Source organism: Paenarthrobacter sp. 10L412 (assembly GCF_056395565.1).
This window is the reverse complement of the sequence record NZ_JBFTJT010000008.1, coordinates 91740-106055: the sequence shown is the minus strand read 5'-3', so window position 1 is coordinate 106055 and position 14316 is coordinate 91740. Positions and strand designations below refer to the sequence as shown.

Here is a 14316-nt window from a genome sequence, read left to right as displayed (position 1 = left end):
CCAGTCCGGCTAGGGTGCCCGGACCAGACCTTCCCAAGCAACGGTCCAGTCAGCTGGGAAACCTGGTGCGTGGCGGTCCGGTCCGTTGTCCCAGCCAGCTGCCATGAGCGCCACGGCGGCCAGGAGCCCACCATTCCCGGGCAAATAGAGCGGCAGGGAATCGGTTTGACGGTTGTGCCCGTTGGTCAGCACGGTGTTTTTTCCGGCGTCGAGGAGAAGGGCGTCGACGGCAGCTTCGGGATCTTCCAGTCGCGCCGCCGTCATTGCCATTACTGGATAGTCCCAACCCCAGGTGCTGCCCCAATCCCAGTCCGCCAGGACATCCGACAGGGTGGCGCGCATGATGTCCGGATCAATCAAGTCCGTCGGAGGCAGGACGCCAAGCGCGCACAGCATTGAAGGGTGGTCCGTGCGGATGGTGAAGGGCTCCACGTCGATCGCAGCGTAAACGCCATCGATCACGCGTGGCGGCACCATGCCATCTGCCACGTCCGACCACTCGTGCACAGGTTCCAGACCCAGCCGATCGCGCCAGGCAACTGCGGTCCGGAGTCCCCACTGCCAGTAGGCCAACTCAAACGTGGGATTCGTGACCTTGGCCCGGATAGAGCCGTAGCTTTCCTGTGCCGGAATCAAGGGTCGCCCCAGTTCGAATCCACGCGACGTGGGATGTGCAAAGTCGGCCATGAAGGCCGCTGACTCAAAAACGATCTCCGAAAATTCTTCCAGCACTTCACGGCTGGGATTTGCCCGGTACACAAGCTCGGCCAAGTGAATGGGGTGTGGCTGCTGCCAGATCAGGAATGTCCCGATGGGACTTGGGCTTTCCCGGCCGTCCGGTCCGATCTGCTTGGGCCAGCGGACGCCGTCGAATCCCTGCGCGTTTGCAGTTTGACGGGATATCTCCAGGACTGTGGAGTACCACCGTAGCGATGGCAGGAGGAGCTCCACACGGTTCCAGTGCGCAAAGTGCGCGGCATGCCACCAGTGCATCTCCAAGTGGAAGCGGCCACGCCAGGAGTTGCACACAAGTCCGGTTTCCTGCGGAGGTAGCGAGCCCGAGCAATTGATCGCCGTCAGATACTGGGAAAGGACAATCCTTCGCTCCAATTCCTTGGCCCTGGGATCCTCGGTCGCATCAAGTTCGATCGCCCCGCCCGAGGACCAGAACCCAAGCCAATAGGCCTGGGAAGCTGCGATCACGTTATGGGCCGGTGAAGGCTCGACGCCGGTCCCGTCACCGGCCGCATAGCTCACCGCAGGAGTCATGGCAGTTCGCCTGTTGATGCCTCGAGGGATGCAGTCGCCATCTCCTGCGGAAAGGAAGGCGACGGAGAAGTCCAGCACGTCTTTGGTTTCGGGAGCGCCGGCCTTACCAAGAGCTAGTTGGAGTTGGTGCTGTTCGGTCTGTTCCACTGTCAGGTTTTGGCCGGTGATGACCACCTGATAGCGGGCCTCGTCCAACTCACGGTGGACCGTCCATGTTGCGCAGCCATCGTGTTCTTCGGACATCACTGGGCCGTTGACCGAGGTGGTGTGGGCGTCCGGACTGTTCCAGTCAGCCGCGTCATGCCACGCCTCGGAGCCGTAGGGGAAGCCGACACCCACGACTAGACCAGTACCAAGCGCGGTCGATTCCACGCGGAAGCCGAGCTCATCACTGTCGGGGTGGCACGCCGTCGTGACCTTGACGGGGTGTCCGGCCAAGGTGAAGCGGCTGGTAACTACTCCGGACCATAAATCGAGTGTTTGTTCGGTGTCGGTGATCTCAGTCTCACGGATGGAGCGCGCCGTGCCATTCTCCAGCCAGCGGAAGCCGATGCGCCCCAGGTCCAGCCGATGCTGGTTCGCCCGGAGCCACGTTTCAGCCAGGGATGTGTCGGTCTCGCGGTCATTGACGATGCCACCCACCATGTCGACGTAGGGCACTGGGCCGCGGGGGGAATCGTAGAGGACTATCGAGCCGACCAGGTCGTAGGGCCGTGCCGGCGGCACGGAGTGCCAACCCCATTGGGATTGGGTTCCCAGAAGCGTGCCCGGCGGGAGGTCATCACGGGCGCCCACGGGGTAGGCCACGGGAAAAGTCTGCAACCCGGTGAGATCCAGTGTGAACGCGAATTCGCCATTGCCGACCGATACTGGGCTCCGTGGGTCAAGGCGTTCCTGGCGGACATTGTGGCGCTGGACGAGTGCCTTGCGGTCGATGGCTGGGGACTCGGACCTCGTGGGCACGGCGGACTCCTTAGTAGCTCAAATAGTTCATATCCCAAACTATTGACGAATATACACCGTCTTGATACGTTTCAGGAACCGTTTTCTCGAGCCTGAAAGAAGCTTGCCCAATGACGCGTAAATCTCTCCGTAGTATCCGGAAGTCGATAGCTTTCGTAGCAGCCGTCAGTGTGCTGGGGCTCACCGCAGCCTGCTCCAGCCCTCCATCCAGCCAGGCCGAAGACGGACCCGTAGAGATTCGGTTCTCGTGGTGGGGCAACGCAACCCGTGCCGAACTGACGAACAAAGCCATCAAGGAGTTCGAGGCTGCCAACCCCAACATCAAGGTCAAGCCGGAGTATGGCGACATTGGAGGCTACTTCGACAAGCTCGCTACCCAAGTGGCAGCCAACGACGCCCCCGATGTCATCACCATGGGCGGTGCCTACCCGGCCGAATACGCCAACCGCGGCGCCCTGCTGGATCTATCCAAGGTGGATGGCTCGCTCGACCTCTCCAAAATGGATCAGGGAGCCCTTGAAAACGGGCAGGTCCAGGGCAAACAGTACGGCGTCTCCACCGGTGCCAACGCCTTGGCCATCGTAGTAAACCCCTCAGTTTTCCAGGCTGCCGGCGTTGCCCTGCCGGATGACAACACATGGTCGTGGGATGACTTCGCCAAGACCGCCGAAGACATCACGGCCAAGAGCCCCAAGGGAACATACGGCACAGCCACCGTCCTCACGCATGACTCTCTGGACGCCTTCGCCCGTCAGCGCGGCAAGTCGCTGTACACACAAGACGGCCAGCTGGGACTGGACAAGCAAACCGTGCGGGACTACTTCGATTTCTCGCTCGAACTCAGCGAGTCAGGCGCCGCCCCCAGCGCTTCGGAAACCGTGGAGAAGCTCAACGTCAGCACTGAACAGACACTTATGGGCATGGGGCAGGCCGGTATGATGCTTACTTGGTCGAACTCCCTGACCGCACTCAGTAAAGCCTCCGGCGCTGAGCTGAAGCTGCTGAAGCTGCCTGGGGAGAAGCCTACACCCGGCATCTGGCTTCAGTCTTCGCAGTTTTACACCATCTCTGCACGCAGCAAGCACACGGATGCCGCAGCCAAGCTGGTCAGCTTCCTTGTGAACAATGAGGCCGCAGCAAAGATCATCCAGAGCGACCGTGGTGTACCCAGCAACTCCGGCATGCGTACGGCCATCCAGGATCTGCTCACGCCGCAGGGCAAGGCGGAGGCCGCCTACATCGACCAAATCGGCAAAATGGAGTTCGCCCCGACATTCATCGGTCCCACCGGTTCAACAGCGGTCTCCGAGATTACGGCGCGCATCAACACCGAAGTCCTGTTCAAGCGGCTGACGCCGGAGAAGGCCGCCGAGCAGTGGCTTAGTGAGAGCAAAGCGGCCATCGGCAAGTAGGCGAACACCAACGCGAGGTCACCTGGGGCCCCTTCCAGAAGGAAACATGGGCCATAAGTGACCCCGGGTTGGTCTTAGGCGTCGCGGACTTCCAAATACGGATCGGCCCAGGCACTGATAATCCGTGCCACACGGGCGGCCTGGCCCTTCCCGGTGAGGAGATGCTCGCTGCCCTCCAGGGAGATAAAACTCCGGGGATGCCGTGCTGTGCGGAAGATTTCACTGGCGTTATCGATGCCCACGGTGTTGTCGGTGGGGGAATGCATCACCATCAACGGTTTGTGGAGGGTGCGGATGCAATCGCGCAGGTCAGCGCGTTCCACGTCCTCCACAAAGTGCCGGCGGATTTCCATTGGCCTGCCACCCAGGTCAACCACGGCGCTGCCGTCACGCAGGATGGAGTCAATCTCGGCGTCGAACATGTGCTCAACGTGCTTTGGCTCGTAAGGTGCGCCCACGGTTACCACGGCGTTGAGTCCGGGGATGTCGCGCGCAGCAGCCAGCACAGCGGCTCCACCGAAGGAGTGGCCAACCAGCAAGGAGACCGGCCTGTCCTGCTCCCGCATGAAGGCGGCGGCGAGGATGGTGTCAGCCACCTTGACGCTGAACGAGCCCGCGGACCATTCCCCGGCAGAGCCGCCCAGGCCAAGGTTGTCGAACCGAAGCATGCCCACACCCTGCTCTGCGAGCCCTTTGCAGATCCGAGAGGCAGCAGGGCTGTCCTTGCCAAGGGTCAGTCCATGCGAGTAGACGCCCCAGCCACGGACAGGACCCTCAGGCACGTCTACGATGCCGGCGAGGGCGTCACCCGTGCTTCCGGTGAAAGTGATCTTCTCAGGGCGTGACACGCTGGTCTCCTTGCTTTTGCGCTATCGGGCCGGAGCCAGACTGGTGAAGTGATTAACGACGACGGCGCCACGCACCAAAAGTGGTGAGCGGCGCCGTCGTCGTTTGGTTCCTTAGGGGACCGGCGAAGCTAGATCTTGCGGGCCAGGATGGCCTGCTTGACCTCGGCGATTGCCTGGGTCACCTGGATGCCGCGGGGGCATGCTTCCGAGCAGTTGAAGGTGGTGCGGCAACGCCACACGCCTTCTTTGTCGTTCAGGATTTCCAAGCGCATGTCGCCGGCGTCATCACGGGAATCGAAGATGAAGCGGTGTGCATTGACGATTGCGGCCGGACCAAAGTACTGGCCGTCGGTCCAGAAGACCGGGCAGGACGAGGTGCAGGCAGCACACAGGATGCACTTGGTGGTGTCGTCAAAGCGCTCACGGTCCTCAACGGACTGCAGGCGTTCCTTGGTGGGCTCGTGGCCCTTGTTGATCAGGAACGGCATGACTTCGCGGAAGGACTGGAAGAAGGGTTCCATGTCCACGATCAGGTCCTTCTCCACCGGGAGGCCCTTGATCGGCTCGACGGTGATGGGCTTGGTCGTGTCCAGGTCCTTCAGCAGCGTCTTGCAGGCGAGGCGGTTGCGGCCGTTGATGCGCATGGCATCCGAACCACAGACGCCGTGTGCGCAGGAGCGGCGGAAGGAAACGCTGCCGTCGATCTCCCACTTGACCTTGTGGAGGGCATCCAGCACGCGGTCCGTGCCGTACATGGTCAGCTTGTAGTCATCCCAGCGTGCTTCGTCCGAGATCTCGGGATCGTAGCGGCGTACGCGGAGCGTGATGTGGAAGGTGGGAATTTCACCGTCGCCCGCAACGCTTGCCGGGAGCTCGATTTTGGAAGCGGGCTCTGCCATTTCGGTCGTCATTAGTACTTACGCTCCATCGGCTCGTAACGGGTGAAGATGACGGGCTTCGTCTCAAGACGGATGCCCGCAACAGATTCCGCCGAGGAGTCGACGGTGACGGATGTGTCCAGGTAAGCCATGGAGTGCTTCATGAACTTTTCGTCATTGCGGTCCGGGAAGTCTTCGCGGTAGTGGCCACCGCGGGACTCCTCACGGTGCAGGGCACCGACCGTCATGACCTTGGCCATGTCCAGCAGGAAGCCCAGCTCCACTGCTTCCAGGAGGTCCAGGTTGAAGCGCTTGCCCTTGTCCTGGACGGTGACGTTCTTGTACCGCTCTTCGAAGGAAGCGATGTCGCTAAGGACCTGCTCCAGTGATTCCTTGGTGCGGAACACCTGCATGTTCGCATCCATGGTGTCCTGCAGTTCCTTGCGGATCTGGGCCACACGCTCGGTGCCGTTGCCGTTGAGCAGGCCGTTGAGGATGCCTCGGGTCATTGCCTCGGGGTCCTCGGGCAGCTCGACGAAGTCGGCCGTCTTGGAGTACTCCGCAGCGGCGATACCGGCCCGCTTGCCGAAGACGTTGATGTCCAGGAGCGAGTTGGTGCCGAGTCGGTTCGAGCCGTGCACGGAAACACAAGCAACTTCACCGGCTGCGTAGAGGCCCGGCACGATCGTGTCGTTGTCCTGCAGCACCTCGGTGGTGATGTTGGTGGGGATGCCGCCCATGGCGTAGTGCGCGGTGGGGAACACGGGGACAGGATCGGTGAACGGCTCCACACCCAGGTAGGTGCGTGCGAACTCCGTGATGTCCGGAAGCTTGGCCTCGATGTGGGCCGGTTCGAGGTGGGTGAGGTCCAGGAGGACGTAATCCTTGTTTGGACCACAACCACGGCCTTCACGCACTTCGTTCGCCATGGCACGGGCCACGATGTCACGGGGTGCAAGGTCCTTGATGGTGGGGGCGTAACGCTCCATGAAGCGCTCACCCTCGGAGTTACGAAGGATGGCACCTTCACCACGTGCGCCCTCGGTGAGGAGGATGCCCAAGCCAGCGAGGCCGGTCGGGTGGAACTGGAAGAACTCCATGTCTTCCAGGGGGATGCCACGGCGGAAGGCGATGCCCATGCCGTCGCCCGTGAGGGTGTGGGCGTTGGAGGTCGTCTTGAAGACCTTGCCGGCACCACCGGAGGCGAACACAACGGACTTGGCCTGGAATACGTGCAGTTCACCGGAAGCAAGATCGTAGGAGACTACGCCGGCGACACGCTTCTGCTTGTACGGGGTACCGTCTTCGCGTACTGCGTCTTCTTCGACGATCAGTAGGTCAAGGACGTAGTACTCGTTGTAGAACTCAACGTTGTGCTTGACGCAGTTTTGGTACAGCGTCTGCAGGATCATGTGGCCTGTACGGTCGGCTGCATAGCAAGCACGGCGGACGGGAGCCTTGCCGTGGTCACGGGTGTGGCCACCGAAACGGCGCTGGTCAATCCGGCCCTCGGGCGTGCGGTTGAACGGCAGACCCATCTTTTCCAGGTCCAGCACGGCGTCGATGGCTTCCTTCGCCATGACCTCGGCTGCGTCCTGGTCAACCAGGTAGTCGCCACCCTTGATCGTGTCAAAGGTGTGCCACTCCCAGTTGTCTTCTTCGACGTTGGCCAGTGCTGCACACATGCCACCCTGGGCTGCACCGGTGTGCGAGCGGGTGGGGTAGAGCTTGGTCAGTACCGCGGTGCGTGCGCGCTGACCGGATTCGATCGCGGCGCGCATGCCGGCGCCACCTGCACCGACAATGACGACGTCGTACTTATGGACCTGCATACCAGATGCTCTCTCTTTCAAAAATTCAGATGGTCGGCGGAGGCTGTTCCGCTAAGTCAGGCGCAACCGGTTCCCCAACAGGGCTGGCCGGCTGCGCCAGGAAGCCGCTACGGGGCCGGGCAGAAGCCGCCAGGCAGCTGAACGCCGTCGACGACGGGGCACGGGTTGAACGTGAAGATCACCAGGGTGCCGAGAATGATGATGACAGCCGTGGCTGCATAGAGGACAACCTTGAGCCAGAAGCGCGTGGCGTCCTTTTCCGCGTAGTCGTTGATGATGGTGCGGACGCCGTTGGTTCCGTGCAGCATGGCAAGCCAGAGCATGGCGAGGTCCCAGAACTGCCAGAAGGGATCCGCCCACTTGCCGGCGACGAAACCGAAGTCGATGGCGTGGATACCCTCACCTACCAGAAGGTTCACGAAGAGGTGGCCGAAGATCAGCACCACCAGGACGATGCCGGAGAGGCGCATGAAGAGCCAAGCGATCATTTCGAAGTTGCCACGGCTGGGGCCGGTGCGGTTGTACTTCGGAGCAATCTTGCCTGCACCGATTTTTCCGCTGCGGGGGGATTCGATCGTGGTCATGGTCTAGTGGCCTCCCAGCGCGAGGGAAAGGTGGCGGATAGCGAAGCCGGCGAACGTGACCAGCCACAGCGCAAGCACGATCCACAGCATTTGGCGCTGGTACTTCGCGCCCTTCTTCCAGAAGTCGATGGCGATCACACGCAGGCCGTTGAAGGCGTGGAAGATGATCGCGGCGACCAGGCCCGTTTCACCCAGGGCCATGAGGGGGTTCTTGTAAGCACCAATGACGGCCGTGTAGGCCTCAGGGGACACGCGCACCAATGAGGTGTCCAACACATGGACCAACAAGAAGAAAAAGATCACTACACCGGTAATACGGTGTCCAACCCAGGACCACATGCCTTCACGGCCGCGGTACAAGGTGCCAGCTGGTTTTGTCGGCACTGATTAAACCTTCCTGCAACACAGCGGCGCTGGCATGGGATCCATGCGGGGGGAACGCCTGCTGCGAGAGCACTCGTAGCTCACGCCTAAATCTAGGCTTCGCTACCAGCTTATTCAATTTAGGACGCGCTTCTCTGGTTGTTAATTCCATGTTTCCTGCCCGTATTTACGCGATATTTGGGCAATTTCCCGTGCTTCGTGAGACGAAGGCCACATGTGCGGCGTGCTGCGGGGCTTTGCAGTCGCGTCCGATAAAGTGTTGCGGTGAGTACAGAAGACGCGACATTCCCGGAATCTCCATTGAACCGCTTCCACGCGGTTATTCCGGCGGGCGGTGTGGGGACCCGGCTATGGCCACTCTCGCGTGCCGCTGCGCCCAAGTTCCTCCACGACCTGACCGGCTCCGGCAGCACGTTGTTGAGGGCCACCTATGACCGCCTTGAGCCGCTGGCCGGCGAGCGGGTGCTCGTTGTGACCGGCGAGGCGCACCGTGCCGCTGTGTGCCGGCAGCTCCCCGAGGTGGGAGATGACGAGCTGGTGCTCGAGAGCGAGCCCAAGGACTCCGGTGCTGCCATCGGATTGGCCGCCGCCATCCTCTACCGCCGCGACCCCGAGACCATCATGGGTTCGTTCGCCGCGGACCAGGTGATCAGCCCTGACGACCTCTTCCAGGACACCGTTCGCGAGGCAATTTACACCGCTGCCACGGGCAAGATCGTCACGATCGGCATCAAGCCCACGCACCCCTCCACCGGCTTCGGCTACATCCGCTCCGGTGCGGCACTGAACGTCGAAGGTGCTCCGAATGCGCTTGCCGTGGCTGAGTTTGTTGAGAAGCCCAGCCAGGAAGTTGCCAACAAATATGTAGAAGCAGGGGACTACGTCTGGAACGCAGGCATGTTCGTGGCTCCCGTAGCGCTCATGCTCCAGCACCTCGAAGCGAACCAGCCGGAGCTGTTCAAGGGCCTCCAGGAAATCGCCGAAGCCTGGGACACGCCCCAGCGCGCTGAAGTTACCGCGCGTGTCTGGCCCACACTGCCCAAGATTGCGATCGACTACGCGGTTGCCGAGCCAGCAGCGGCAGCCGGCGATGTCGCCGTCGTGCCTGGTACTTTCCGCTGGGACGACGTTGGCGACTTTGCCGCAATTGGCCGCCTGAACAATGCCGGCGACGTCGATGAAGTTACCGTTCTTGGCGAAGGTGCCCGGGTGTTTGCCGAGAATGCGAGCGGCGTAGTGGTGTCCGATACCAAGCGTGTGATCGCCCTTATCGGCATCAAGGACGTGGTCATCGTGGACACGCCCGACGCGCTGCTGGTCACTACCAAGGAACATGCCCAGTTGGTCAAGGGCACTGTTGACGCCCTGAAAGCCAGCGGCGATACGGACGTCCTGTAGCAATCCCTTATACCGTGAGCCACCTCTTTGGTTGTCCTGCGCCTGAACGCAGCGTAACCAAGAGGTGGCTTTCGTTCTTCGGAGGCCGTGGGTGGCTAGAGTTGTGACGTGCGCAATTACACCACTGAAACCGAGCCGACCCCCGTTGTAAGTCCGTGGGTGGATGAGCTGCTGCCCGGACTCATAGACTTCAGGCGGGATCTGCACGCGCACCCTGAACTCTCCTTCAAGGAATTCCGCACCACGGACAAACTCGTGGAGCGGCTCGAGGCTGCCGGATTGGAGCCGCGCCGCCTTGAAGGCACCGGGCTCACGGTGGACATCGGGGAAGGTCCCATTGCCACTGCACTGCGTGGTGACATCGACGCCCTGCCCATCATCGAGGAAACGGGCCTGCCGTTCGCTTCGAAGAACCACGGCGTCACGCACGCCTGCGGGCATGACGTCCACACCACCACCATGCTCGGCATTGCCTTGGTGCTGCAGCGGATGCACAAGAACACCCCGTTGGGCGGGACTGTCCGCATCATCTTCCAGCCGGCCGAGGAGACCATGCCCGGCGGTGCTTTGTCCTGCATCGAGCAGGGCGTGCTGGACGGCGTTCCCCGGATCCTTGCGCTGCACTGCGATCCCAGGATCAACGTCGGCAAGATCGGCACCCGGATCGGGGCCATTACCTCGGCATCGGACACCATCAAGATCGAGCTCACGGGCCGCGGTGGCCACACGTCCAGGCCGCATCTGACGGAAGACCTCGTCTTTGCCCTGGCGCAAATTGCGGTCAACGTACCAGCCGTGCTCTCCCGTCGCGTGGATGTCCGCAGCGGAGTCTCAGTGGTGTGGGGCCAGATCTCGGCAGGTTCTGCACCCAACGCGATTCCCGGCACCGGCTACATGGCGGGCACCATGCGCTGCCTTGACCGCGATGCCTGGCACAGTGCCGGGGAGTTGCTGGACGACGTCGTGAAGCAGGTTGCCGCTCCTTACGGTGTGGACGTACATCTGGAGCACACCCGAGGCGTTCCTCCCGTGGTGAACTCCGAGCATGAGACCGCCCTGATTGAAGCTGCGGCCCGTGCCGAACTCGGCGAGAACGCCGTCGTCCTGACGCCCCAGTCCATGGGTGGCGAGGACTTTGCCTGGTTCCTGGCCGACCTACCGGGAGCCATGATGCGGCTCGGCACCCACACGCCTGGCGGCGAGGAATATGACCTCCACCGCGGCGACTTCATCGTCGACGAGCGCGCCCTTGGCTACGCCATCCGGGTCCTCACTGCTGCTGCACTCCGAACGATCCGCGACCTCCAGGACTAAACCCAACTAAGGGACAGCACGTGTTCCACTGAGCACTCATTGGGACATGTGTTGTCCCCTAGTTGGGCCAAGTTGAGTTGTGCACAATTGAATTGTGCACTATCGTTTTATTCATGAGTGATGCACCCCGCCTCCGCCACCAGGTCTGCTTTGCGCTGTATTCGGCGTCCAAGGCCGCGACGGCGGTCTACCGCCCCGTGCTGGACGAACTGGGTCTTACATATCCGCAATACCTGGTGATGCTGGTCCTGTGGGAGCAGGAACCGCGCAGTGTCCGGGAACTTGGCGCCGAACTCGGGCTCGACTCCGGCACGTTGTCGCCTCTCCTGAAGCGCCTTGAGGCGCTTGGTCTCGTTGAGCGCCACCGTTCCGTTGAGGATGAACGACGAGTGGATGTGGTCCTGACCGACGCCGGCAGGGAGTTGAGCAGCCGGGCCCAGGCCGTCCCCAAGCGCCTCGCTGATGCCGCCGGCCTCTCCACGGATGAGATTGAGCAGTTGCACGCGACGCTCGGCAAACTCACGGCGGCACTGCAGAAGTCACTCTGACACTTTTCAAGCCACACACAAGCCCACTGATGTCCAAGAGAAAAGGAAGATTCGTGAAGACTCTCTACACTGCCGAGGCTTTGGCCTCCGGCGAAGGCCGCGATGGCAACGCCCGCACCAACGACGGCAAGCTCGATGTCGCCCTCGCCAGCCCGGTTGAGCTCGGGGGCAACGGCCAGGGCACCAACCCTGAGCAGTTGTTCGCCGCCGGCTACGCGGCATGCTTCCACTCCGCACTGCGCTTGGTGGGCCGCAAGGAACGCGTTGACCTCAGCGATTCCGCCGTTGCCGCCAAGGTCCACTTCGGGGCACTCACTGACCGCGAGGGCTATGGCCTGGCCGCCGAGCTGGAGATCGCCCTGCCCGCCTTGGATCGCGATACCGCGGAGGAACTGATGGCCAAGGCGCACCAGATCTGCCCCTACTCCAACGCCACGCGCGGAAACATGGCCGTAGACCTCAAGCTCGTGGAGTTCGCAGCATGAGCGCCGCTACCAGCACGCCAGTGGAAACCCGCGAAATCCAGCTCGCGTCACGCCCGGTAGGACGCCCGTCGCCGGAGAACTTCCGGCTGGCCGCCTCCGGCCTCCCGGACCTTCAGGACGGCCAGGTCCTGGTCCGGAACCAGTTCATGTCCGTGGACCCCTATATGCGCGGACGCATGAACGACGTCAAGTCCTACTCGGCGCCTTTCCGCCTGGATGCAGCGCTCGACGGCGGGGCGGTAGGTGAGGTGATCGCGTCCAGGTCCGACGCGCACAAGGTGGGTGACGTCGTCGTGCATCAGTTGGGGTGGCGCGAGCACGCGGTGGTGGACGCGGCCGCGACGACCACGGTTCCAAGCGGCCTTGCTCCAACATCGGCGTTCCTTGGTGCCTTGGGCATGACGGGCCTGACCGCGTATGCGGGCCTGCTCAAGGTGGCCGAGTTCAAAGAAGGCGACGTTGTCTTCGTGTCGGGCGCGGCTGGCGCTGTGGGATCCATGGTGGGCCAGATTGCCAAGGCGTCCGGAGCCAGCAAGGTGATCGGCAGTGCCGGTTCTGCCGAAAAGGTCGCCAGGCTGCTGGAGCTCGGTTTCGACGCCGCCTTCAACTACAACGACGGCCCCGTTCTTGAGCAGTTGCGGGAAGCTGCGGGGGAGCGTGGCGTCGATGTGTACTTCGACAACGTCGGCGGCGAGCACCTCGAAGCCGCTCTCGCTACGCTCACTGTGGGCGGGCGCGTTGCCATGTGTGGTGCCATTGCCCAATACAACTCCACCGAACCGCCGGCGGCCCCTAGGAACCTGGCCCTGGCGATTGGCAAGCAGCTGACCCTGCGTGGATTCCTCGTTGGCGGCCAGCGTCAGCACGCGGCGGAATTCGCGGAGAAGATGGCCGGTTGGCTGGCTGACGGGACGATTCGCTACGACGAGACGATCGTGGACGGCCTGGAGAACGCACCGCAGGCATTCATTGATCTGCTGGACGGCGCCAACACCGGAAAGATGCTCGTCAGGCTCTGACGTTGGGGTGGGGCCGGGTGTGACTTGCGCGCCCGGCTACTGCTTGGTAACAAAAGGTCAACAATCTGCCCATGAGGACTGGATTGTGCTACCTGCCTGTGGTCCACGCCACTAGTGTTGTGGGTATCAAGGCGCTTCGGCGCAGTGCTGCGAACTTCAGTGAAAACAGAATTTCTGCCTCGGGTATTCGAAACGGACACTCATTGACCATCCGTCGTAGCGCGACTCACTTTCTTCCTGGAGGAAAATTGAAGAACCCACTGCGTGCCACCCTTAAGCGCGGTTCAATTAAGCGCGGTTCAATGGCCGGTATTGCAACTGCGGGAGCGGCAGCGCTCTTGCTCAGCGGTTGCGGACAAGCTCCCGACGCCGGTTCGGGCGCCGCCACCAAGAGCGACTACATCGGCTGTATTGTGTCCGACTCCGGTGGATTCGATGACCAGTCCTTTAACCAGTCCTCCTTCGAGGGTCTGCAGAAGGCCGAAAAGGACCTTGGCATCACCATGAAGTCAGCTGAGTCCAAGGCGAACAGCGACTTTGAGACCAACCTCAACGGCATGGTTTCCGCTGGCTGCAACATGACCATCACGGTGGGCTTCCTCCTGGGCGACGCCACCAAGGCAGCAGCGCAGAAGAACACGGACAAGCACTTCGCGATCATCGACTTCTCGTACAAGGACCCCATCGCCAACGTGAAGCCGGTGGTTTATGACACCGCCCAGGCTGCCTACCTCGCAGGCTACGCCGCTGCATCGGCGAGCAAGACCGGCAAGGTGGGAACCTTCGGCGGCATCAAGCTCCCTACGGTCACCATCTTCATGGACGGTTTCTATGACGGCGTCCAGGCCTACAACAAGGCCAAGGGCAAGTCCGTCCAGGTAGTCGGCTGGGACAAGGCCACCCAGGATGGCTCGTTCACAGGCGACTTCGAGAAGCAGGACACCGGCAAGCAGATCACCAAGAACCTCCTGGACCAGGGTGCGGACATTGTGATGCCCGTTGCCGGCCCGGTGGGCAAGGGCGCAGGTGCAGCCCTCAAGGAAGCCAAGGCTGCCGGCAAGGACGTCAAGCTCATCTGGGTTGACTCCGATGGCTACCTCACTGCTCCTGAGTACAAGGACCTCATGCTGACCTCCGTGGTCAAGCAGATGGGTGAGGCCGTGGAAACCGTGGTGAAGGACGACAAGGAAGGCAAGTTCAGCAACGAAGCCTATGTTGGCACGCTTGCCAACGAAGGCGTTGCGATCGCACCGTTCCACGACCTCGATTCCGCAGTCTCCGCAGATACCAAGTCCGAGCTCAACGCCTTGAAGGCGGACATCGTGTCCGGCAAGCTGGTTGTCGAATCAGCGGCAAGCCCCAAGAAGTAACAATTCCTGGAC

13 protein-coding genes are annotated in these 14316 nt (G+C 62.0%); 7 read left to right on the top strand and 6 right to left on the bottom strand.

The window, feature by feature from the left end; all coding sequences use genetic code 11:
• Positions 1-9: 9 nt before the first annotated feature.
• The gene (locus AC1DD7_RS12870) at positions 10-2232 is read right to left on the bottom strand and encodes a hypothetical protein (protein ID WP_477515254.1); all 2223 of its coding nucleotides are present in this window, start codon (positions 2230-2232) and stop codon (positions 10-12) included.
• A 110-nt stretch (positions 2233-2342) separates the two neighbouring features.
• Between AC1DD7_RS12870 and AC1DD7_RS12865 the strand changes: the two genes are divergently transcribed.
• Positions 2343-3644, top strand: a complete 1302-nt coding sequence (locus tag AC1DD7_RS12865; RefSeq protein WP_477515253.1) for an ABC transporter substrate-binding protein — start codon at positions 2343-2345, stop codon at positions 3642-3644.
• Between the two features lie 74 nt (positions 3645-3718).
• Here AC1DD7_RS12865 and AC1DD7_RS12860 read toward each other — a convergent pair whose 3' ends face one another.
• The 5 genes from AC1DD7_RS12860 to sdhC form a co-directional block, all read right to left on the bottom strand.
• The gene (locus AC1DD7_RS12860) at positions 3719-4492 is read right to left on the bottom strand and encodes an alpha/beta hydrolase (RefSeq protein WP_477515252.1); all 774 of its coding nucleotides are present in this window, start codon (positions 4490-4492) and stop codon (positions 3719-3721) included.
• A gap of 128 nt (positions 4493-4620) precedes the next feature.
• Complete coding sequence (locus tag AC1DD7_RS12855) at positions 4621-5403, bottom strand: succinate dehydrogenase iron-sulfur subunit (protein WP_011773975.1); 783 nt, start codon at positions 5401-5403, stop codon at positions 4621-4623.
• Positions 5403-7202: a succinate dehydrogenase flavoprotein subunit gene (gene sdhA, locus AC1DD7_RS12850; RefSeq protein WP_431119001.1), complete on the bottom strand. Its 1800-nt coding sequence runs from the start codon at positions 7200-7202 to the stop codon at positions 5403-5405. Before sdhA ends, AC1DD7_RS12855 begins: the two co-directional genes overlap by 1 nt.
• 107 nt (positions 7203-7309) lie before the next feature.
• Positions 7310-7786, bottom strand: a complete 477-nt coding sequence (locus tag AC1DD7_RS12845) for a succinate dehydrogenase hydrophobic membrane anchor subunit (RefSeq protein ID WP_442002621.1) — start codon at positions 7784-7786, stop codon at positions 7310-7312.
• Positions 7787-7789: 3 nt separating this feature from the next.
• Positions 7790-8170 carry a succinate dehydrogenase, cytochrome b556 subunit gene (gene sdhC / locus AC1DD7_RS12840; protein WP_089594138.1) on the bottom strand — a complete coding sequence of 127 codons (381 nt, stop codon included), beginning with the start codon at positions 8168-8170 and terminating at the stop codon, positions 7790-7792.
• A 264-nt stretch (positions 8171-8434) separates the two neighbouring features.
• Here sdhC and AC1DD7_RS12835 point away from each other — a divergent pair, with 264 nt between their 5' ends.
• From AC1DD7_RS12835 to AC1DD7_RS12810, 6 genes are all read left to right on the top strand, one after another.
• Positions 8435-9568, top strand: a complete 1134-nt coding sequence (locus AC1DD7_RS12835; protein ID WP_431119004.1) for a mannose-1-phosphate guanylyltransferase — start codon at positions 8435-8437, stop codon at positions 9566-9568.
• Between the two features lie 108 nt (positions 9569-9676).
• Entirely contained in the window at positions 9677-10882 is a 1206-nt protein-coding gene (locus AC1DD7_RS12830; protein ID WP_477515251.1) for an amidohydrolase, read from the top strand.
• A gap of 113 nt (positions 10883-10995) precedes the next feature.
• On the top strand, positions 10996-11430 hold the full coding sequence (locus tag AC1DD7_RS12825) for a MarR family winged helix-turn-helix transcriptional regulator (protein ID WP_477515250.1): 435 nt from the start codon (positions 10996-10998) through the stop codon (positions 11428-11430).
• Positions 11431-11483: 53 nt separating this feature from the next.
• Positions 11484-11915 carry an organic hydroperoxide resistance protein gene (locus tag AC1DD7_RS12820; RefSeq protein WP_216924886.1) on the top strand — a complete coding sequence of 144 codons (432 nt, stop codon included), beginning with the start codon at positions 11484-11486 and terminating at the stop codon, positions 11913-11915.
• Positions 11912-12934 (top strand): NADP-dependent oxidoreductase, encoded by a 1023-nt coding sequence (locus tag AC1DD7_RS12815; RefSeq protein ID WP_477515249.1) that lies wholly within the window; start codon positions 11912-11914, stop codon positions 12932-12934. Before AC1DD7_RS12820 ends, AC1DD7_RS12815 begins: the two co-directional genes overlap by 4 nt.
• A 302-nt stretch (positions 12935-13236) precedes the next feature.
• A complete protein-coding gene (locus tag AC1DD7_RS12810) occupies positions 13237-14304 on the top strand; it encodes a BMP family lipoprotein (RefSeq protein ID WP_477515370.1) in 1068 nt (355 codons plus the stop codon).
• Positions 14305-14316: the final 12 nt, after the last annotated feature.

What these genes read in the sequence shown, in the direction of transcription:
- AC1DD7_RS12865 (WP_477515253.1), top strand. Translation starts at nt 2,343, where the DNA reads ATGACGCGTAAATCTCTCCGTAGTATCCGGAAGTCGATAGCTTTCGTA.
- sdhA (WP_431119001.1), bottom strand. Translation starts at nt 7,202, where the DNA reads ATGCAGGTCCATAAGTACGACGTCGTCATTGTCGGTGCAGGTGGCGCC.
- AC1DD7_RS12855 (WP_011773975.1), bottom strand. Translation starts at nt 5,403, where the DNA reads ATGACGACCGAAATGGCAGAGCCCGCTTCCAAAATCGAGCTCCCGGCA.
- AC1DD7_RS12825 (WP_477515250.1), top strand. Translation starts at nt 10,996, where the DNA reads ATGAGTGATGCACCCCGCCTCCGCCACCAGGTCTGCTTTGCGCTGTAT.
- AC1DD7_RS12815 (WP_477515249.1), top strand. Translation starts at nt 11,912, where the DNA reads ATGAGCGCCGCTACCAGCACGCCAGTGGAAACCCGCGAAATCCAGCTC.
- AC1DD7_RS12845 (WP_442002621.1), bottom strand. Translation starts at nt 7,786, where the DNA reads ATGACCACGATCGAATCCCCCCGCAGCGGAAAAATCGGTGCAGGCAAG.
- AC1DD7_RS12810 (WP_477515370.1), top strand. Translation starts at nt 13,237, where the DNA reads ATGGCCGGTATTGCAACTGCGGGAGCGGCAGCGCTCTTGCTCAGCGGT.